This is a genomic window from Nostoc sp. S13 (assembly GCF_029379315.1).
Taxonomy (GTDB): Bacteria; Cyanobacteriota; Cyanobacteriia; order Cyanobacteriales; family Nostocaceae; genus Nostoc.
This window is the reverse complement of record NZ_JAQYWQ010000121.1, coordinates 1-19,679: the sequence shown is the minus strand read 5'-3', so window position 1 is coordinate 19,679 and position 19,679 is coordinate 1. Positions and strand designations below refer to the sequence as shown.

The following is a 19,679-nucleotide window of genomic DNA, read 5'->3' as shown; positions in this document are numbered from 1 at the left end:
CGCGAAATTTCGCGTCTCTACAAGGGTTCTAGATAACGCATATTTAATTTCACCAGATGTCTATTGCATTTGAGGTAATTGTTTTTTGCCGAGTTAGGGCAATCAATAATACTCCTGCTTTCAATATAAGGAATAAGTCTAAATCGACTCACACAGCTAATTTCAGAAGTTTGCAAGTAAGTGAGGTACTGAAAATCAGATATAAAGAGTTTCTACCTCCTGCCTCAAAACCCATAGCTTTCCATAGCTTTGTACTTCTTGCAAAAAAAACGAAACTGCTGTATACGGCATTGACAGAATAAGGTTCATTCGTGATTCAAACCCGATAAACCTGACATCAGAGATTACTTAAGTCATGATTAAACTAGTTACTTTTATCACTAGTGTATAGCTGTTTTAACTCCTATTGTACAGTCACAAATTAAATGACGTTGAGATAAATTCATATCATTAAGCTACGCCTTACCCACTTTAGGTTTGCAGCAATGTGTGTTGATATAGCCTGTAAGTTCCCTGTGCTGCTTCTAAGCTGAACGCTAGAGAGTTCAGGCTTCATACCCTCGATGACATTAATTTGGCACAGCGACAAATAAAAAGTCACTGTACACAAGCATGATTGCAGGTTTTAGCGATTAGCATTGTAGGTCGCTACACTTAACAGCCCTGACAAAAAAGATATGTGGGGCATCAGGAGTATTACGAGCAGGAAATTGATAAGTAAATCTCCCAAAAGAAGCCCCATCTTCTCCTGGTTGAATAGCCAATGCTTGCCAACCATAAGCGGCCAAAAAAGATTCAGGATCGTCACAACTGGATAGCCAATATTTAGCCCAGTCATCAGAGCCATTGCCAACCACCGTGTTGATGACATCGGCACCGAAATAACTACCTTTTACACATAAATCTTGGATGTTTATTAAGAGATTTTCGGCTTCTATTGGTTTAAGATAATAGAGAAATCCTTCTAATAGCCAGATGGAGGGTTCTGAGGGTTGATAGCCTTTTTCAAGCAGCAGTTGACACCAAATAGATTCCTTTAAATCAGCACAAATAGAGTGGCGAGTACAGTTAGGAACCATCTCCTTTAAAACGGCTTCTTTATAATGCTGTACATCGGGTTGATCAATTTCATAAACATGAGTTCCGGGTTGCCAATTCAGGCGAAAAGCCCTTGTGTCCATTCCCGAACCCACAAGAACAATTTGCCGTATATCATGAGAACAGTTATTTAGGAAATCATCAAAAAACCGAGTCCGAACCGATAAAAATGGTTTCCCTTGTTTTTCATATTCTTCTAAGCGGGGGATAGCTGCTTCAATAGCTTCTTGACCTGCTAACTGTGCCGCAAAGGGGTCGGTAAATAAAGCATCATATCTTTGGGTTTCGACCGCACGAGCAGCGGCGATAACTTTGGCGGTAAAACTCACGTTAACTTCTGTTGCTTCAGACATTTTATAATATGGTTTATTAGAAGATAAAGGTGCAATAGATAGAATTATATCTGAATACATTCGCCCGAAAGCCGCAGAATATGGAATTGAAGTAGATTCTGTAGGTGTCAAAGATATTATTTTACCTGGTGAGATTAAGGCTATCTTGAGCAAGGTAGTCGAGGCAGAAAAAACCGCTCAAGCAAACGTAGTCAGACGTAGAGAAGAAACTGCTGCTACCCGCAGTATGTTAAACACTGCTAAAGTGATGGAGGATAATCCTGTTGCATTGCGTCTGAAGGAACTCGAAGTCTTAGAGCGGATTGCAGAGAAGATTGATCGGATTCAAGTTAACGGCAGTTTGGATAGTATTTTGACAGACTTGATTCGGATGAATCCGTAGCGATGATGTCTACGCGTAAGTCCTAACTCCTTTAGAGAACCATAGGGTACGAAGTGAAGCAATCCCAAAGCTTTGGGATTGCAACTCTTAGAAATGCTATGAATAGCTTGCTTCTCAGTAAGAGTAGGTTTCACTTCTCTACGAGACGCTCCGCGAATGTTAAACTCGCAATGACAGTTACAAAACGTAATTACGAATTACGAATTACGAATTGGTTTAAGCACTGCCTGCTGGAGCCAATTCAAATCGTTGCCATTGTGAACCTTCATACCAGTAAGCATCTTGGATAGAGCTATTTCCTCCAATCCACCAGACTTCTAGACTGTTGGGAATCCTCGACACAGCAGTGATGCCACCATTAATTGAAGCACTGCCTGCTGGAGCCAATTCAAATCGTTGCCATTGTGAACCTTCATACCAGTAAGCATCTTGGATAGAGCTATTTCCTCCAATCCACCAGACTTCTAGACTGTTGGGAATCCTCGACACAGCAGTGATGCCACCATTAATTGAAGCACTGCCTGCTGGAGCCAATTCAAATCGTTGCCATTGTGAACCTTCATACCAGTAGGCATCTTGGATAGAGCCATTTGCCGCGATCCACCACACTTCCATACTATTAGGAGTCCTTGATACAGCAGTCATTTTTACATCTGCTCGCTGCCAATGAAACTGCGCTTGCACCGTTGTTGCAAACGGTAACGAGAGAAAAACAGCAACAAACATTGACAACAGAAAAACAACGGTTAGTTTTACAGTTTTCTTTTTCATCGCTTATCCCTTAAATAAATATAGTAATTAAATCGTAAAAAGCTGATTATTTATATATGTTTAGCTCAAGCTTTTCTTTGAAGTCTATAGATTACTTCGCTAATTAAAATTAGCCTTTTTGATCAAGTTTTCATAAAAATAGATACTATGTACGGTGCTTACACTGTATTAGTAACTTTCAATTTTTTTTAAAAGAAAATATCGTTAAATGCTGCTGAATATCCAGTTTTTTAACAAATCTACACAAATAGAAGTTAAAGACGCGAAAGTATATTAAATTTTAAGTGATTGTTAAAAGGTTAGGTTTGGGAGGTTTTGATGTTCTCATCTTTGATGAAGCATCTCAGTTTCGGACTGAGGATGTTGTTCCTTCAATTATCCGTTTAAATCAAGTCATTGTGATTGGGGACAATAAACAGCTTCCTCCCACATCATTCTTTTCAACCGGAGACAGTGAAGAAGATATCGATGATGAAAGTTATGAAAGCTATGAAAGCTATGAAAGCGTTTTAGATGAATGTTCAAAATTTATGTTTGGGCACATGCTGAAATGGCACTACCGCAGTCGGGATGAGCGTTTGATTGCTTTCTCCAACTGTCATTTTTACGGCAACGAATTAGTTACATTTCCAAACCCAGTTCAAAACCCAGATTTAGGAGTGTGGTTTAAACACGTTCCTGATGGCCTTTACGATCGCGGTAAACGCACAGATAATCAACGTGAGGCTGAAGTGGTTGCTCATTTGGCGTTGGAGCATTTTCAACGATTTCCCAAACAATCCCTTGGTATTATTGCCTTTAGCGAAAAGCAAGCCGATGCGATTCGAACAAGTAGCTGCTATTACTGATGAGGCGCTTACCGAAATTCTCAGTAGGTTCCAGAGCGATGAGCGTAGAGCCCAAGAGAAGGAAAAATTGCTAGCATTAATCGGAATTCACTCACCTTATAGAGAATGGCAAGAGGTCAACACAAAGAACCATTGTTTTCGTAATGACTCAGACTTTGAGGAAATTCAGAACGAAATACAACGAGTTTCAGTCAGGTCATCGAATGTATCGTCCATTGGCTATAATGCACAAACTAAAATACTCGAAGTAGAGTTTCATTCTAACTCTATCTATCACTATTTCAGCGTTCCTGAGCACCTTTTTCATGGACTCCTCACTGCGTCTTCTCATGGTAAGTATCTCAATGATTACATTAAATCTAGCTACGCCTATCACCAAATACAGTAGTTTCTAGGTTCAAGTAACACGCACTTACTTTCATCGAACTAATTATTACCAAACAAACTCACTCATACAAAAATTATATGCATGGATAACAAAGTTAAGATCCTGTTTTTAGCAACCGGCCCTAGTGATGCAGCACTATTGCGGTTATATAATCGCATCCCTCCAGAAATAACGCACCTTTATCTCAAATAACCCAAATAATTGTTTTGTGTGGAGTTGAAGCGATCGCACCATTTAATCTAAAAAATCGTCATTAAAAATAGTCTTTCATTTTACAGTTTTTCTTTGAGCAAAATGCAAGCAAAATCTAAAAACCAGACTGCATAAGAGTTATATTATCTAAAGCATCAAAAAAGATTGTTACCGGATAAGCCTGAAAGTTAGATTTAGGCTAGAAATAGGCTTTTTTTTCTCCCGCCGCTAAAAAACCTTGTATTATATGATGTTGAAGTGCGATCGCTAGGTTCGGAGTAATCCCAAGAGTGCATTTGACGGAAAGGTAGACCCATCTTCTGGAAGACGTACTTCTCTTTCACACCAGAGGCTACAAGGTCAGGCTTGAGCGCTTTGATAAATTCCTCGAATTCGTAAGCGGTAACGTCGTCATAAACGATGGTGCCGTTTTCGATGAAGGGAGCAGTACGTTTGTAGTCATCGTTATGAGCGAACTCATAACCTGTACCAATCATCTTCATGCCCAAGTCTTGAAAAGCTGGGACAACGTGGCGAGGACGCAGACCACCAACCATGATGGCGACAGTCTTACCTTCTAAGCGGGGGCGATACTTGCCAAGAATCACATCCATTGTGGGCTGATACTTGGCGATAATCTTCTCAGCGTTTGCTTGGATTGTCTCGTCAAATTTAGAAGCAATTTCCCGTAAAGATTCAGCAATCTTGGTAGGGCCGAAGAAATTGTACTCCAACCAGGGTATTCCGTAAGCTTCTTCCATGTGACGGCTGATGTAGTTCATCGACCGGTAACAGTGGATGAGGTTCATCTTCACATTGGGGGTCATCAACATTTCGTTGATAGTGCCATCACCTGACCACTGAGCGACTACGCGCAAGCCGAGCTCTTCTAACAGGATGCGGCTAGCCCAAGCATCACCACCGATGTTATAGTCACCAATAATGGCTACATCATAAGGAGTACCTTCAAACTGAAGTGTACCGTCCTTCTTAGCTTGGTCGGATCTGGTGAATACCCAGTCACGAACCATGTCGTTAGCAATGTGGTGTCCCAAAGATTGGGAAACACCCCGGAAGCCTTCGCAACGCACAGGTACAACTGGCTTGCCAATTTCTTTCGATGTCTTCCGAGCAACAGCTTCGATGTCATCCCCAATTAGACCGATGGGACATTCAGATTGAATGGAAACACCACGGTTGAGGGGGAAAAGTACATCAAGTTCTTGGATTAACTTGGTAAGTTTCTTGTCACCACCGAAAACGATATCTCGTTCTTGGAAGTCGGATGTGAAGTGCATCGTACCAAAGGTGTCAATACCTGTGGTGCCGATGTAGTAGTTACGACGACCAGACCAAGACCAGTAACCGCAACCTACAGGCCCGTGACTGATGTGGATCATGTCCTTAATAGGGCCCCAGACCACACCTTTAGAACCGGCGTAAGCACAACCACGAGCGGTCATGACGCCAGGCAGAGATTTGATGTTAGACTTAACGCCGCAATCGGACTTACCTTCTTCGTATACGTTTAAGTGTTTTTCCCGCTTTTTAGCGGCTTTTTCAGGATAAGCACTGAGAACTTCTTTAATTAGTTCTTTTCTTTCTTCGATGATGTTTTTGTTTTCTGGAGGTGTCATACTTAATCTTTGTGACTCGTAAGGATCAGGCATAGGGGGACTAGGAGTCCCCTCTAAGGTTAGGGGGGAGATAAAAAGAGAGGGCCAAAGGTAAGATAGGGGACTCTTACTTTTTCCTTGTGCTAAAGCATTACTTCTTAGCAGCGATTTATACTACAGGAGCTTCAGCAGCAGTCTTGCCAACCAACATTGCAGCATTTTCCTCGCTTTCGAGAATACCGAATTCAATCAACAAGTCTTCTAGTTCTTCCATTTCAATAGGTGTAGGAATAGCCAGATTTTTGTTGTCGATAATTTTGGTAGCCAATGTCCGATATTCGTTAGCTTGGTTGCTATCGGGTGCGTACTCGTTAACAGTCATGCGGCGTAATTCTGCGTGTTGAACGATGTTGTCACGGGGTACGAAGTGAATCATTTGGGTGTTCAACCGTTTTGCCAAGGTTTCGATCAATTCGTGTTCCCGGTCAGTTTTACGGCTGTTACAAATCAAACCACCCAAACGCACGCCACCTGTGTGAGCATACTTAAGAACACCACGAGCAATGTTGTTAGCAGCATACATCGCCATCATTTCACCTGATGTCACGATGTAGATTTCTTGTGCTTTACCTTCACGGATAGGCATTGCAAAACCACCACACACAACGTCACCTAACACGTCGTAAGATACGAAGTCTAGGTCTTGGTAAGCACCGTTTTCTTCTAAGAAGTTGATGGCGGTGATGATACCGCGACCTGCACAACCTACACCGGGTTCTGGACCACCAGACTCTACGCAAAGAACGTCACGGAAACCCTTGAGCATCACTTCTTCGAGTTCTATATCTTCTACTGCGCCACGTTCTGCGGCAAGGTGAAGAACGGTGGTTTGAGCTTTGCTGTGCAGCATCAAACGGGTGGAGTCAGCTTTAGGGTCGCAACCGACGATGAGGATGCGTTGACCCATTTCTGCCATAGCTGCCAAGGTGTTTTGGGAGGTGGTAGATTTACCGATACCGCCCTTACCGTAGAAAGCTATCTGTCTAATCTTTTCTTCTGTCATGGTTCGTATTTCCCTGCAATTGGTTGGTTGGTGGGTCTTTGCGTTGGTCTGTTGCGTTCACCCCTGTTGAGCGACAGTAGTGAGCGCGTGTAGAGCATCGTTGGTAGCATTGGCATAGGTGCCTGCTGGGGGCGATCGCTCCACAGCTAAAATGATCGAAAGCAAGTACATATATTTCCTGGTTAAATTTTTTTTCTTTTGTCCCTAGTCATTAATCATTTATCGTGACTAATGACTAAGAGATTTCGCAATTTACAAATACGTCATAATCTGTTTCAGCTTGAAAGACTCAATAGGACTTGATGTTGTTATTTGTCAACAATCAATGCCTAAGTCCTACCCTTCGGGTTCGCCAGTTGCCTGCGGAGGGAAACCCTCCGGCAGCACTGGTCTCACTTGTTCAAAATAGCGCCCTTCATATTTGTGACGCGCTCTAGTGCAGCTGTGGTATCTTCTGCTGACTCTCCACGCACAGCCATTGCTTCACCTAGATGCTTGGCGATCGCATCGAAGTGTGGTTGCTGTAGATTCATTCCAGCATGTGTTTTGTCCATTGGACGACCGGCGTATTGCTTTGGCCCCTCAAAAATTTGAGCTAAGAAAGCAACTAGATGATTACGTTGCTTGGGCATATCTGTACCAGCAAAAATGGGATTGAGGAGGCTGTCTGTCGCAATGCGTTTGTGGAGTTCATCTACTATTTGTTCAATAGCTGGTTGTCCGCCAAGTTTGTCGTACAATGTGCTCATATTCTGTTCCTTTGAAGCGAGTTAGATGATGAAATTTGCTTTTTAGGCGCTTAATCTATCAAGCCTATATGCTGTTAGCCGTAATAGTGGTAAGACTGATACCAATTCGTAATTCGTAATTCGTAATTAAGAAAGAATTGGTATGAAGCATTGAGTGGAGACAATGATTCGGTTCAAATCCTACTTTCTGTTCCTGGCTGAATGCATATTAGGGCGTATTTGTAGAGTACGTTAAGTCCTACAGCAATTCCTAAACTGCTTCGACTACAAGGCTCTTGCTGACACGATCTTGTAATCTGGCTTCGATCGCAATTTTCAGAGTTGCTGTACTACTAGAACAGGAACCGCAAGCACCTTGCAACACAACTTTAACGCGATCGCCTTCTACGTCATAGAGTTCTACATCTCCCCCGTCAGCGATGAGAACGGGTCTGACTTCTTCATCCAGAACTTTTTGAATTAGAGCAATTTTTTGCACGTTGGTTAGCGATCGCTCTTTAGACGTAACAATTTCTGTGGCAACTTTTACGCCATAATTGTTGAGATCAGGTGCGGCGAATTCCTGTTGCACTGATTTAATAATATCATCAATGTTTGCCAAACAGGAACCGCATCCACCACCAGCTTTCACATAATTTGTTACCTCTTCGGCACCAGTGAGATTATTTTCTAGAACGACGCGGCGAATTTTGGCCTCGCTGATCCCAAAGCAACTGCAAACTAACGCGCCTTCATCATCATCATCATGGGTAGCTAGAGGTATGCCGCGATAATTATAGATAGCGGCTTCTAGCGCTTCTTGTCCCATGACAGAGCAGTGCATCTTTGCTTCTGGTAAACCACCCAGGTAATCTGCAATGTCTCTGTTGGACACTTTCAGGGCTTCATCTAAGGTTAAACCTTTGATCATCTCGGTTAATGCACTAGAAGATGCGATCGCACTAGTACAGCCAAAGGTTTGAAAACGAGCATCTAGAATCTTATCAGATTCTACTTCCACTTTCAGATGCAATCTCAGAGCATCACCGCAAGCAATGCTACCGATTTCTCCCATTGCAAGCTTAACCCCAGGTTCGCCAGATTCTTCAATGGCTCCCTGATTCAGGGGATTGTAAAACAGTTCTAATACTTTATCGGTGTAGTCCCACATAACGAATTTTAGATTTTAGATTTTGGATTTTAGATTGAGGTATGGGGCATTGGGGATTGGGCACTTGTACTGAGCGAACGCGAGTGCGTCTCGTAGAGAAGCCGTTGGCGTAGCCTCTCGTAGAGAAGTATCGGGCATTGGTTTTATTCTCAATGCGCTATGCCCTATTCCCTATTTCCTAATTAACGATGAGCCAGTGCTTGCTCTTGTTCTTGCAGCCAACCCGCATTATCATTTTTGAAGGGTGAGAGGGCGCGTAAACGTTCCACAATACTGGGCATTACTTCTATTACTTGATCGATTTCGGCTTCTGTGGTGTAGCGACAAAGGCTGAAGCGAATGGAACCATGCAAAGTTGTGTAGGGTAAGCCCATAGCCCGAAGGACGTGGGAAGGTTCCAGTGAGCCGGAGGTACAAGCAGAACCGGATGAGGCACAGATACCGTATTTATTCAAGGATAGTAAGATAGCTTCACCTTCAATATACTTGAAGCCGATATTTGTGGTGTTGGGCAATCTCTGCGTAGCGTCACCGTTGACTACACAATCGGGAATTGTAGCGAGTAAAGTTTGTTCCAGGCGATCGCGCAGCCTTCTTTCTCTTGTGGTCGCTTCTTCTAAGTGTAACAGTTCGAGTTCCGCAGCTTTGCCCAAGGCAATAATTGCTGGAACATTCTCTGTTCCCGCCCGACGTCCGCGTTCTTGGTGTCCCCCAATTATGAAGGGACGGAACCGAACCCCGCGCCGGATATATAAAGCACCAATTCCTTTGGGCCCGTGCAGCTTGTGACCAGACAGGGTTAACATATCCACGGTGCTAGTCTTCATATTCAAGGGGATTTTCCCCACTGCTTGCACCGCATCTACATGGAAGATAGCACCATATTCTTTCACGCGCAACCCAATTTGCTCAATCGGGAAAATCGTGCCGGTTTCATTATTAGCATACATAATTGTCACCAGGGCGGTGTTACCCGTCAAGGAAGCTTCTAGTTCATCTAGATCCAGCTGCCCTTGATGATTTACTGATAGATAGGTAACACTATAACCTTGGGTTTCTAATTGTTTGCAGACATTGAGTACTGCTGGGTGTTCAACTTGGGTAGTGACGATGTGTCGCTTTTCTGGTTGCGCCAACAGTGCGGCTCGAATCGCCGCGTTATCTCCCTCAGTACCGGAACTTGTGTAGACAATTTCTGACTCATCGGCTCCCAGCATGGCTGCAAGTTGTTCTCTTGCTGTTCTCAGTGCTTTACCGACTTGTCCACCAAAGGTATGCATACTGGAGGGATTGCCGTAATAGTCTGTGAGGTAAGGTAGCATTACCTGTATAACTTCTGGGTCTACCTTAGTGGTGGCATTATTATCGAGATAGATGCAGTTTTTTTGCATTGGTGTCTTTAATTACGTTAGCGTAGCGTTAGCGAGTCTGCGTTACTTGCGCGTCTGGTAGAGAGCGTCATTACGAATTACGAATTACGAATTGTTTGGGGTTGACGCTTTTGCAATTGCTTAGAGTATTTCTGGGAATAACGGTCAAACCAACGATCCCAGTAATCTTGTTTATTTGTTAATTTAGCAACTACATGGTTGTAATTGGTAAACCAGTCTTCCCAGTAATCGCTAGGCTGCTTAACGCAGCCGTCGCAAGTGGGACAACCAGCTTTACACTGAGGCACGGTGTGAACGCTACCAACGCAGTTTGTACAAAGTTCAGGGTCAATCCAGTGCTGTCCGTCAACCACTTTAACTGCATTTGTAGGACATACAGATAGACAGAGATTGCAGGAAATACACTGGCTAGTAATTTTGTAAGCCATTATTATTCTCCTTTTTGAGCATGGGGAGTGGGGAGTGAGAATGGGGAGTGGTGAGTAGTGAGTGGTGAATATTGAAATTTCCTACTCCCTACTTCCTACTCCCTACTCCCTATTCCTTATTCCCTAATTCTTTAACGTATTGCTCGTAAAACTCCAAAGCAACCTTCTCAATCACGTCGTAAGCTTCAACAGTCTGTATTCCAGCTTTTTGCAATTTTTCTTGAGGACTGTTACCAATCTTGGAGGCTAAAACTGCTTTGCAATCTGCGATCGCTTTCATAATATGCTCAAAAGAAGCTTCCTCGCCGTATCCACCTTGGCAGTATTGGTCAATTTTGCGATGACCGACAAAGCGAACTTCATTTCCATCCACTTCGTAAATTTGGAATTCTTTGGCATGACCGAAGTGCTGGTTAACCAATCCGCCGCCTTTGGTTGCTACTGCAACTAGGACTTTAGGACTGTTGGCAAATTTCTTGCCGGCTAGTGCCTTGTCTTTGGCTACTTTCAGTTCATCTTTAAACTTCTCAATACCGTCGTGAACTTCTTGGCGTTTCTCCATGTCATAGTCTGGAGTCATTTCCAAGAATTTCTCTTTGGAAAATTCCTGGCTGCGGTCTTCTCCCAACAATCCGACTGCATCGGCACGGCACTGGCGACAGTGACGCATCATTTTCATGTTACCAGAGCAGTTGTCTTGAACTTCCTTGAGTTCTTTAGGTGTGGGGCCGCGTTGACCGGTTAAACCGAAGTGTGTGCCATGTTCTGGTGCAGAAATCAATGGCATGATGTTGTGCAAGAATGCACCTTTTTCACGAATGACTCGATTCACTTCGACTAAGTGCTGGTCATTAATTCCGGGAATCAACACGGAGTTAACTTTGCACAAGATGTCAGCATCTTTAAGGGCTTGCAATCCTTCCATCTGTCTTTCGTGGAGAATTCTCGCGCCTTCAATGCCCTTGTAACGCTTGCGGTTGTAGTGAACCCAAGGATAAATCTTAGCACCGATCTCTGGATCTACCATGTTAATGGTGATCGTAACGTGATCTATATTTAATTGTTTAATGCGATCAACGTAGTCAGGCAGCATTAAACCATTGGTTGATAAGCACAGCTTGATGTCTGGTGCTTGCTCTGCAATCAACTCAAATGTGCGGAAAGTCTTATCTGCGTTTGCCAGTGGGTCGCCAGGGCCGGCAATTCCCACAACTGTCATTTGAGGAATCTTGCCTCCAATGACCAAAGCTTTGTGTGCAGCTTCTTCTGGTGTTAGCAACTCGCTAACTACTCCAGGACGGCTTTCGTTAGCGCAGTCATATTTACGGTTGCAATAGTTGCATTGAATGTTGCAAGCTGGAGCAACTGCAACGTGCATCCGCGCGTAGTGGTGATGGGCATCTTCGCTGTAGCAGGGATGTTTCGCAATGCGTTCTTCGAGCGTTTCGTCCCTTTCCACTGTGGCGCTGCTGGTGCTGTCGCAGCCGCAACCACCTGATTTTGCTTGGGTTGTTGTCGATTCCGTAGCAGGGGTGTTGAGGAGTCGTGTAGACGGTGATGTCATTGAGTTTCGCAAAAGGTCGGTGGACTTGGCTGCCACTGTGGGAGATGGTGTTGCTACTCTTATATGCCGACGAATTGAAGTCGCGTCTTCCACACTGCCTGCAAACCCTTGGGTTTGGGTGACTTGTTATCAAGTAAGGCAGGCAATATATATTTGATGTTCGGCTGGTGTGTGTCAACGTTCGGTTCTGGGGTAGAATTTGTGGTTACAGCCGCGACTTCTATTCACTTCAGGCATGGTGCTATGTCATCCCTCCACTCACTCTTCGCTTCGTTTTGGAGCGTTAAGTGATTGGCGATATAAGAGTTATAGCAGCCGTCTCCTAGCCAGATGTTGCGTCTCTCTAGGATAGAATTTATTGGATTTATTACGCTTGTACTCAAATAATAAAAACCCTAATTCTTCAAGCATTACAAGAATTAAAAAAGTTTTTTTCAGGTAGGGGTTCTAGTGTTTTTTGGTTGGGGTTCGAGTATTTATAGACAGGGGTTCAGGATTTCTTTGTACTCAGCCATAACCCAATCCCAGCAAGAATTTAAACTAACTTAAAATTGGATTTGGGTTATTTCAATGTGTACTCAGATTGCCCTCAAATTCCGTCAAAAGCAAGAAATGCTAAGGGTTTGAGGGTGAAAACTGGAGTAATCTATATCGTGCTACTCCAGAAAAAAGCGAAATTAAATTCTGTATCTAACATATCATTTTTTTGAGGGTAAAAATGCACTTTATATTTTTTTAAGTTTTACTTTGACCCTTCGGCTTCGCTCAGGGTCAACAAAGATGTTCAATTGTGGTTATAAGTCTTATCTGGCAAGCTATACAGGCTTATGGAAATAAATGTGTTGCTGCACATATTTTTCAAAAAGTTTAACTTTTCAGTTCTTTTTTTTTTTCATTCCCACAAAGAGGAGATGGGTAGGAAACTCTCGGATTTTGTGTTTGAGAGAAACAACAAACTATAATCTAACATGATTGAGCGATCGCAATCAATTTTTTTAATTGCTCACTACGAACCTTGGCGAAAAACCTAACCCCCTAACCCCCTTCCCGACACTCTAAGGGGGAAAACTTAAAGTCTCTCTTCTAAAAGGAGAGGGATGAAGAAGGGAGGTTTTCCAGATACCGCTCTTTGTTGCTGAGACTATTTAGCTACAATCAAACCAAGAAAATAAAAAATCTTAGTTATGATAGCCATCCCCCAACAGCCGCCAAAAATGACCGTTGAGGAATATCTCGAATGGGAACCTCAGCAAGACGTTCGCTACGAATATGCCAATGGCGAAGTATTTGCCATGACAGGCGGTACAATTCCCCATAATGATATTGCACTAAATCTCTACAGAGCTTTGTACCCCCATCTGCGTTCCAGAGGTTGTCGAGTGAATGTGTTAGACGTGAAAATGCAACTCACTCCCCAGAGCCGCTACTATTATCCTGATGTTATTGTCAGTTGCGACCCTCAAGACCTCAATGCCCGCAAATTTATTCAACATCCCAAGCTGATTATCGAAGTTCTTTCCCCAGGTACAAGCGCTAAAGATCGGGGTGAAAAATTCACTTATTATCTGACAATCCCCAGTTTGCAAGAGTATATCTTGATTGAGTCGGAAAAAATCTCCGTGGAGCTTTTCTGTCGGGGTGAAGGTAGGATGTGGCTTTACTATCGCTACACGGCAGGAGATATCATCACTCTATCGAGCATTGAATTTGAGTGTCCAATTGAATTGCTGTATGAAGGTGTTGTATTTACCACTGAAGAATAAAGAGAATGTGTTTTTTCACACAACGTTGGCGAAGCCTCTCATAGAGAAGGCATCGCTCTCAAGCAACTGCATAGCCTGTGTAGGGTCTTAACTCCGGTGGACGAAAGCCAAGGACAATGTGTTCTTTGGGAATTCCAGCCCGTTCTAAATCGGCGGCAATGCCTTCTTCAGTGCCATCCCGTTGAATCCAGATTTTGCCATCAATTAAGTCAATATGAACCAGACAGCCATGAATGCGGCGATCGCCATCCCAACCTGTATCCATCCACAAATAGCGATCACGGGTTCGATCAAACACCACTTCTGATTGAATATTGGCATAAGAATAGGGTAGTGAAGCATATTCACTGAGGATAGTTTCAATCACCTGGCGATAGTGGTCTAACTTGGTATAATCCATTGTTTAATAACCTCCTGTTTTGGATCAAAGGTAATTAGCTTTAAACGATGATTTCTTAGTAAAAGTTTGCCGATAGGTTCTTCAAACAAATCATCAAAAACTCTGTTAGGCACTGCAAGATATAACATTCGCTCTGGCTCTAACTCAATTAATATATCTTGATACAAAATATACTGACCCAACGCTTTTTCTAAATCATCAATATCCGATCTGCCGCTAAAACTTTTAATCTCAACTGCAATTTTGGATTCTGCTTTTTGCGCTGCCAACAGTTGTCTAGCACCTAAATCAACATAGAAATCTTTTTTACCAAACTTCAGGGTCAGTGGGTCATGAGTAATTATCCATTTGTCTTTAATCAAAGCATTTTTAACATTGTTGTGATAGAGGTCTCTAGCTGGCATACAGGTATAGTCTTAGACTGATATTTCTATTTTAGGAAATCTCTGACTGCGCCTAGCATCTTCGTTAAATACTATGCGTAGGCGTAGACATCGCTAGACTGGATTTATCAGAAAAAATAAGCTGTCTGAGTTGTGTGAGTCAAACAGGGTAGCAGGAGGAATGCGATGAAAGCAGTGGTTATCCGTCGGTATGGCGCGGCTAAGGTGTTGCAGTATGAAGATGTGGAGCAGCCGAAAATTGAGCCAACGCAGTTACTTGTGAAAGTTCGTGCTAGTAGCGTTAATCCCATTGATTGGAAAATTCGTCAGGGGATGTTGAGTTTGATTACCGGCAGCAAATTCCCGAAGATTCTGGGGTTTGATGTGGCGGGAGAAGTCGTGGCGATTGGCTCTGGTGTCACACGTTTTAAACCAGGAGATGCTGTCTATGGCAGTACTAGCTTTCCTGGAGGAGGTTATGCGGAATTTGCAGCCGTTCCAGAAAACTTGGTGGTTCTCAAACCAACGAACTTATCCTATGAAGAAGCTGCGGCTGTGCCTTTAGCAGCGCTCACGGCTCTGCAAGCACTGCGAGATCAGGGGAATATTCAAACAGGACAAACTGTGTTGATTAATGGCGCTGCGGGCGGTGTAGGCAGTTTTGCAGTGCAAATTGCTAAGGCTTTAGGGGCAGTGGTGACGGGAGTTAGCAGTACCAAAAACTTGGATTTGGTGAAATCTCTCTTAGCAGACCGCGTGATTGATTATACGCAGCAAGATTTCACCGAAGATACAGCGCAGTATGACATTATCTTTGATGCAGTGGGTAAGCGATCGCTCTCAGAAACCAGAAAAGTCCTCAAACCCAACGGAGTTTACATCACCACCGTACCTAACGCCAAAGTCTCCTTAGAGATCGTCTTAACAGCGTTCCTTCCCGGTCAAAAAGCGAAATTTCTCTTTGAGAAACCTAACACTCCAGATTTGGTTTATCTGAAAGAATTGATTGAAGCGGGTAAAATTCGTGTGGTGATTGATCGCACATATCCCTTACAAGAAGTAGCGGCGGCTCATGATTATAGCGAAACTGGGCGTGCTGTGGGGAAAATTGCGTTGACGCAGCCCGTCGTAGACATCGCAGTTTCCAATTGATCTGAAAAACCAACGCGTAACCTAACCCCCTAACCCCCTTCCCGACGCGAGAAGGGAGGAAAATTCAAAATCTCTCTCCTCTTAGGAGAGAGATTTAGAGAGAGGTTTTCCAGATTCCCTGAAATTCGGAAACATTACTCAAGCTAGTGGATATACTCGTAATCAAACTCTCAACAGAAGCGAGTATTATGCTGGACTGGTTAGCTATTTGGGGTGTAACTCAGGCCGCCGGGTTTATTTTTAAACCCATTCTGGAAAACTTAGCCAAGGATGCTGCTAAAGATTGGGCTAAAGATTTATTAAAAGGCATCCCTGGCAAGATTGTCCAGAAACTTAAGAAGGAAGACATAGAAATTGCTGCTGGGAAAGCCTTAAAGGAATTTTTGCAACTCATGCAGCAGCAGTTAAAGGTTCGTTGCAAACTTGCTGAACCTGAGATTAAAGACTACACCAAAGACATCCAGAAATTTATCAGCGATAAGTCGGTTACAGAAATTCTTGGTAAGGCTTTTGATATTAATTGTGAATCTCTAGACGCTAAAACCCTCGAAGATAGTTGGAACAGGCTGCAATTAAAACCTCTGCCATCTAAGTTTAACTGGCAATCAATTACAGAGCAGTATTTGACACAAGTCCAAGAATTTCTTTTAGATTCCAAAGAATTACACCATATCCTCGAATTACAAAAGTTATCTGATATTGAAATAAATACCAAAGAAATTGCTGGTGTTATTGTAGATTTTAATTTAGTTAAATATCAAGAAGGAATCCGCGATCGCTATGGCAATCTCAAGTTAGATAGCTTAGATACTAGCGGCTATGCTTATAACGAACTGAAGTTATGGCGGATTTTTACTGCTCAAAATGTCCGGGAAGCTCATCAAGTTTTACCACAAGTTCACGAACTGCCTAAACAACATTTTAGACGGCTGCGAGAAAGTGACCAAGTAGAAGCAGTTGAATTAGAAGAATTAGAACGCCACAAACGGGTTTATTTTGAACAGCCGATACGTTCAGTTTTAGATGTTGTCAATAAAAAGCAAGATTATAAATATATTGTGATTTTGGGCGATCCTGGTTCCGGGAAGTCTACTTTGTTGCAATTTCTGGCTTTGAATTGGGCTGAGTCTCCACTGGATAATGTTATCTCTTTACCAATTCCCTTGCTAATTGAATTACGCACTTATATGCGGCGACGGGAAGATAAAGAGTGTAATAATTTTCTAGAATTTTTTCATCAATGTAGTGGTGCTGTTCATCATCTCAATCAGCTTGAACTAGATAAACAATTAAAAGCTGGTAATGGCTTAGTGATGTTTGATGGTTTGGATGAGGTATTTGACCCAGGTAAGCGAGAGGATGTAATTACTGATATTCATCGCTTTACTAATGACTACCCTGATGTGCAGGTAATTGTCACTTCTCGGATTATTGGCTATAAACCGCAACGATTGCGCGATGCTGAGTTTCGCCACTTTATCTTAGAAGATTTAGACTCAGAACAAATTCAGGATTTTATCAACCGTTGGCATGAGTTAACTTTTACCGATGCAGTAGATAAGGTGAGAAAAAGGGAACGGCTACAAAGAGGAATTGAAGCTTCTAAATCTATTACAGAACTGGCGGGAAATCCTCTGCTGTTGACGATGATGGCAATTCTTAATCGTAATCAAGAGCTACCAAGAGATAGAGCCGAGCTTTATAATCAAGCATCGCGGGTACTGCTGCATCAATGGGATGTGGAACGCGCTTTGATAGAAGATAAGAGGTTAGACCCCAAGACGATTGATTATAAAGATAAGCAAGCGATGCTGCGTCAGGTTGCTTATCTTATGCAAACTGGTGAGAAAGGTTTGGCAGGTAATTTGATTAATGAAAATGATTTAGTCAAAATTTTAATTGATTATCTGAGAAGCATAGAATTTGATAAACCCAGAGAAGTTGCACGGGTGATAATTAATCAACTGCGAACTCGCAACTTTATGTTATGTTTCCTGGGTGCGGATTATTATGCTTTTGTGCATCGAACATTTTTAGAATATTTCTGTGCTTGGGAGTTTGTCTGGCAGTTTAAAGAAACGCAAACGCTGACTATTGAAGAACTTAAGAATGAAGTTTTTGGCAAACACTGGCAAGATGAAAGTTGGCATGAAGTCTTGCTGCTAATTGCTGGAATGATTGAGCCAAGATTTGTTGGCGAGATTCTTGATTATTTAATGGCGCAAGATGGCGAAGAGGAAAAGTTTTTCAATCTCTTTTTAGCGGCTAAGTGTCTTGTAGAGGTGAGAAATCGCTCGGCGATCGCGTCAACGGCTACTAAATTACTTGACAAGCTCAAAGACTTAACTAAATATGACCTCTGGTACTATTACGACCTCTATCAGGATGAAGAAGAAATTAAGCTAGTTCAGCAAATTCGCATTCAAGCAGTTACAGCAATTGCAACGACCTGGCAAGAATCTCCCGACACCAAAACCTGGCTTAAAAAACGCGCTACCCAGGATGATAACTACTATGTTCGAGGTGTAGCAGTCCAAGAATTAGCCAAGAACTTCAAACATGACCCCGAAACCAAATCCTTCCTCAAACAACGCGCTACCCAGGAAAATGACAACAATGTGCGATATGCAGCAGTCCAAGAATTAGCCAAGAACTTCAAACATGACCCCGAAACTAAATCCTTTCTCAAACAACGCGCTACCCAGGATGATAACCTCTTTGTGCGACGTGCAGCAGTCGAAGAATTACCCAAGAACTTCAAAGATGACCCCGAAACCAAATCCTTCCTTAAACAACGCGCTACCCAAGATGATAACTGGAAGGTGCGACGTGGAGCAGTCCAAGAATTAGCCAAGAACTTCAAAGATGACCCCGAAACCAAATCCTTTCTCAAACAACGTGCTACCCATGATGATAACTACTATGTGCGAGGTGCAGCAGTCCAAGAATTAACCAAGAACTTCAAAGATGACCCCGAAACCAAAACCTTCCTCAAACAACGCGTTACCCAGGATGATAACTCGGATGTGCGATATCGATATGCAGCAGTCCAAGAATTAGCCAACAACTTCAAAGATGACCTCGAAACCAAATCTATCCTCAAACAACGCGCTACCCAGGATGATAACTCGGATGTGCGAGGTGCAGCAGTCGAAGAATTAGCCAAGAACTTCAAAGATGACCCCGACACCAAAACTTGGCTCAAACAACGCGCTACCCAGGATGATAACTGGGATGTGCGAGGTGCAGCAGTCCGAGAATTAGCTAAATACTTTAAATATCAGCCTGAGTTGTTTGATATCTACCACAACTGCGCTATTAATGACCCCTTTGAACGTAAGGAAGAACATGAAACTAATCCTCGGCGCATTGCACTTGAGATAATTATCAAGCAATTTCCTCACCATCCCCAGACTTTAACACTGTTGCGCGATCGCGCAGAGAATGACCCAGATGAGCAAGTGCGGGAATTTGCTCAGAAGAAGTTGGCACAATTAGAGAAATAAAAGAGTTGCAAAAATATGAGTAACACAGAAGTTCGTCAGCAAATCAACCAATATTTAGATGGATTATCTTTAGAACGCTTACAACTGGTTGCTGATTTTTTAGCATATCTAGCAGATAAGGAGAGTGAAGACGCTACCCAAGAGTTGCTTGATATCCCTGAATTTATTGAATCCTTTGAAAGAGGTAAAAAAGATATTGCTGAAGGTCGGGTAAAAAACTGGAGAACAATTCGGTCTGATGTATAACGTTGTGTTATCCGCTAAAGCCGAGGAGATTTATGCTACAGCAGACCAAGCTTTAGCCAAAAAGGTTGCTAGGTGCTTTGAGCAACTAGAACAAAATCCTCGGTTTCATCCTAATGTTAAACCTCTCAAAGGTGACTTTGCAGGTTATTATCGCTATCGCATTGGTGATTATCGAGTAATCTATAGGACTCCTATTTGATTTCTGAACAAGACTAAGAGAGAATACGGAGAGGTTT

The 19,679-nt window shown here is 42.8% G+C and carries 18 protein-coding genes and 1 pseudogene; 8 read left to right on the top strand and 11 right to left on the bottom strand.

The window, feature by feature from the left end; translation table 11 throughout:
• Nucleotides 1–632 precede the first annotated feature (632 nt).
• Nucleotides 633–1,451 (bottom strand): SAM-dependent methyltransferase, encoded by an 819-nt coding sequence (locus PUQ00_RS27085; RefSeq protein WP_300422438.1) that lies wholly within the window; start codon nucleotides 1,449–1,451, stop codon nucleotides 633–635.
• Between the two features lie 13 nt (nucleotides 1,452–1,464).
• Here PUQ00_RS27085 and PUQ00_RS27080 point away from each other — a divergent pair.
• Nucleotides 1,465–1,833, top strand: a pseudogene (locus PUQ00_RS27080) (SPFH domain-containing protein); the annotation flags it as partial.
• 216 nt (nucleotides 1,834–2,049) lie between these two features.
• On the opposite strand, the gene PUQ00_RS27075 reads toward PUQ00_RS27080, so the two are convergent.
• Entirely contained in the window at nucleotides 2,050–2,604 is a 555-nt protein-coding gene (locus tag PUQ00_RS27075) for a hypothetical protein (RefSeq protein WP_300422437.1), read from the bottom strand.
• Between the two features lie 284 nt (nucleotides 2,605–2,888).
• On the opposite strand from PUQ00_RS27075, the gene PUQ00_RS27070 reads away from it, so the two are divergent.
• The gene (locus PUQ00_RS27070) at nucleotides 2,889–3,452 is read left to right on the top strand and encodes an AAA domain-containing protein (protein ID WP_300422436.1); all 564 of its coding nucleotides are present in this window, start codon (nucleotides 2,889–2,891) and stop codon (nucleotides 3,450–3,452) included.
• Nucleotides 3,421–3,840 carry a KTSC domain-containing protein gene (locus tag PUQ00_RS27065; RefSeq protein WP_300422435.1) on the top strand — a complete coding sequence of 140 codons (420 nt, stop codon included), beginning with the start codon at nucleotides 3,421–3,423 and terminating at the stop codon, nucleotides 3,838–3,840. Before PUQ00_RS27070 ends, PUQ00_RS27065 begins: the two co-directional genes overlap by 32 nt.
• 386 nt (nucleotides 3,841–4,226) lie before the next feature.
• Here the strand turns inward: PUQ00_RS27065 and nifD are convergent, their stop codons facing one another.
• The 7 genes from nifD to nifB all read right to left on the bottom strand — a co-directional run bounded on the left by nifD (nucleotide 4,227) and on the right by nifB (nucleotide 11,993).
• On the bottom strand, nucleotides 4,227–5,669 hold the full coding sequence (gene nifD, locus PUQ00_RS27060) for a nitrogenase molybdenum-iron protein alpha chain (protein ID WP_300422441.1): 1,443 nt from the start codon (nucleotides 5,667–5,669) through the stop codon (nucleotides 4,227–4,229).
• A 148-nt stretch (nucleotides 5,670–5,817) separates the two neighbouring features.
• Complete coding sequence (gene nifH / locus PUQ00_RS27055; protein WP_300422433.1) at nucleotides 5,818–6,711, bottom strand: nitrogenase iron protein; 894 nt, start codon at nucleotides 6,709–6,711, stop codon at nucleotides 5,818–5,820.
• Nucleotides 6,712–7,103: 392 nt separating this feature from the next.
• On the bottom strand, nucleotides 7,104–7,460 hold the full coding sequence (locus PUQ00_RS27050) for a group 1 truncated hemoglobin (RefSeq protein WP_300422432.1): 357 nt from the start codon (nucleotides 7,458–7,460) through the stop codon (nucleotides 7,104–7,106).
• Nucleotides 7,461–7,710: 250 nt separating this feature from the next.
• Nucleotides 7,711–8,610, bottom strand: coding sequence for a Fe-S cluster assembly protein NifU (gene nifU / locus PUQ00_RS27045; protein WP_300422430.1), 900 nt, complete (start codon nucleotides 8,608–8,610; stop codon nucleotides 7,711–7,713).
• Between the two features lie 182 nt (nucleotides 8,611–8,792).
• Entirely contained in the window at nucleotides 8,793–10,001 is a 1,209-nt protein-coding gene (gene nifS / locus PUQ00_RS27040; RefSeq protein ID WP_300422428.1) for a cysteine desulfurase NifS, read from the bottom strand.
• Between the two features lie 77 nt (nucleotides 10,002–10,078).
• Nucleotides 10,079–10,429 carry a 4Fe-4S binding protein gene (locus PUQ00_RS27035; protein ID WP_300422427.1) on the bottom strand — a complete coding sequence of 117 codons (351 nt, stop codon included), beginning with the start codon at nucleotides 10,427–10,429 and terminating at the stop codon, nucleotides 10,079–10,081.
• 109 nt (nucleotides 10,430–10,538) lie between these two features.
• Entirely contained in the window at nucleotides 10,539–11,993 is a 1,455-nt protein-coding gene (gene nifB, locus PUQ00_RS27030) for a nitrogenase cofactor biosynthesis protein NifB (RefSeq protein WP_300422440.1), read from the bottom strand.
• Nucleotides 11,994–13,177: 1,184 nt separating this feature from the next.
• On the opposite strand from nifB, the gene PUQ00_RS27025 reads away from it, so the two are divergent.
• The gene (locus tag PUQ00_RS27025; RefSeq protein WP_300422426.1) at nucleotides 13,178–13,756 is read left to right on the top strand and encodes a Uma2 family endonuclease; all 579 of its coding nucleotides are present in this window, start codon (nucleotides 13,178–13,180) and stop codon (nucleotides 13,754–13,756) included.
• 58 nt (nucleotides 13,757–13,814) lie between these two features.
• On the opposite strand, the gene PUQ00_RS27020 is transcribed toward PUQ00_RS27025, so the two are convergent.
• Together PUQ00_RS27020 and PUQ00_RS27015 are read right to left on the bottom strand one after the other, a co-directional pair.
• The gene (locus PUQ00_RS27020; RefSeq protein WP_300422424.1) at nucleotides 13,815–14,156 is read right to left on the bottom strand and encodes a XisI protein; all 342 of its coding nucleotides are present in this window, start codon (nucleotides 14,154–14,156) and stop codon (nucleotides 13,815–13,817) included.
• A complete protein-coding gene (locus PUQ00_RS27015; protein WP_300422423.1) occupies nucleotides 14,138–14,560 on the bottom strand; it encodes a XisH family protein in 423 nt (140 codons plus the stop codon). The genes PUQ00_RS27020 and PUQ00_RS27015 overlap by 19 nt, the downstream gene beginning before the upstream one ends.
• 165 nt (nucleotides 14,561–14,725) lie before the next feature.
• Here PUQ00_RS27015 and PUQ00_RS27010 point away from each other — a divergent pair, with 165 nt between their 5' ends.
• The 4 genes from PUQ00_RS27010 (at nucleotide 14,726) to PUQ00_RS26995 (ending at nucleotide 19,642) form a co-directional block, all read left to right on the top strand.
• The gene (locus tag PUQ00_RS27010) at nucleotides 14,726–15,691 is read left to right on the top strand and encodes an NAD(P)-dependent alcohol dehydrogenase (RefSeq protein ID WP_300422422.1); all 966 of its coding nucleotides are present in this window, start codon (nucleotides 14,726–14,728) and stop codon (nucleotides 15,689–15,691) included.
• A gap of 188 nt (nucleotides 15,692–15,879) precedes the next feature.
• Nucleotides 15,880–19,197, top strand: coding sequence for a HEAT repeat domain-containing protein (locus PUQ00_RS27005; protein ID WP_300422420.1), 3,318 nt, complete (start codon nucleotides 15,880–15,882; stop codon nucleotides 19,195–19,197).
• 15 nt (nucleotides 19,198–19,212) lie between these two features.
• Nucleotides 19,213–19,443, top strand: coding sequence for a hypothetical protein (locus tag PUQ00_RS27000; protein WP_300422419.1), 231 nt, complete (start codon nucleotides 19,213–19,215; stop codon nucleotides 19,441–19,443).
• Nucleotides 19,436–19,642, top strand: coding sequence for a type II toxin-antitoxin system RelE/ParE family toxin (locus PUQ00_RS26995; RefSeq protein ID WP_300422417.1), 207 nt, complete (start codon nucleotides 19,436–19,438; stop codon nucleotides 19,640–19,642). Before PUQ00_RS27000 ends, PUQ00_RS26995 begins: the two co-directional genes overlap by 8 nt.
• Nucleotides 19,643–19,679 lie beyond the last annotated feature (37 nt).

Coding starts and splice junctions, on each gene's coding strand:
- PUQ00_RS27005 (WP_300422420.1), top strand. CDS start 15,880: ATGCTGGACTGGTTAGCTATTTGGGGTGTAACTCAGGCCGCCGGGTTT.
- nifD (WP_300422441.1), bottom strand. CDS start 5,669: ATGACACCTCCAGAAAACAAAAACATCATCGAAGAAAGAAAAGAACTA.
- nifS (WP_300422428.1), bottom strand. CDS start 10,001: ATGCAAAAAAACTGCATCTATCTCGATAATAATGCCACCACTAAGGTA.
- PUQ00_RS27000 (WP_300422419.1), top strand. CDS start 19,213: ATGAGTAACACAGAAGTTCGTCAGCAAATCAACCAATATTTAGATGGA.
- PUQ00_RS27085 (WP_300422438.1), bottom strand. CDS start 1,451: ATGTCTGAAGCAACAGAAGTTAACGTGAGTTTTACCGCCAAAGTTATC.
- PUQ00_RS27025 (WP_300422426.1), top strand. CDS start 13,178: ATGATAGCCATCCCCCAACAGCCGCCAAAAATGACCGTTGAGGAATAT.
- PUQ00_RS27010 (WP_300422422.1), top strand. CDS start 14,726: ATGAAAGCAGTGGTTATCCGTCGGTATGGCGCGGCTAAGGTGTTGCAG.
- PUQ00_RS27050 (WP_300422432.1), bottom strand. CDS start 7,460: ATGAGCACATTGTACGACAAACTTGGCGGACAACCAGCTATTGAACAA.
- PUQ00_RS27020 (WP_300422424.1), bottom strand. CDS start 14,156: ATGGATTATACCAAGTTAGACCACTATCGCCAGGTGATTGAAACTATC.
- PUQ00_RS27035 (WP_300422427.1), bottom strand. CDS start 10,429: ATGGCTTACAAAATTACTAGCCAGTGTATTTCCTGCAATCTCTGTCTA.
- PUQ00_RS27075 (WP_300422437.1), bottom strand. CDS start 2,604: ATGAAAAAGAAAACTGTAAAACTAACCGTTGTTTTTCTGTTGTCAATG.
- PUQ00_RS27065 (WP_300422435.1), top strand. CDS start 3,421: ATGCGATTCGAACAAGTAGCTGCTATTACTGATGAGGCGCTTACCGAA.
- PUQ00_RS26995 (WP_300422417.1), top strand. CDS start 19,436: ATGTATAACGTTGTGTTATCCGCTAAAGCCGAGGAGATTTATGCTACA.
- PUQ00_RS27015 (WP_300422423.1), bottom strand. CDS start 14,560: ATGCCAGCTAGAGACCTCTATCACAACAATGTTAAAAATGCTTTGATT.
- nifH (WP_300422433.1), bottom strand. CDS start 6,711: ATGACAGAAGAAAAGATTAGACAGATAGCTTTCTACGGTAAGGGCGGT.
- nifB (WP_300422440.1), bottom strand. CDS start 11,993: ATGACATCACCGTCTACACGACTCCTCAACACCCCTGCTACGGAATCG.
- nifU (WP_300422430.1), bottom strand. CDS start 8,610: ATGTGGGACTACACCGATAAAGTATTAGAACTGTTTTACAATCCCCTG.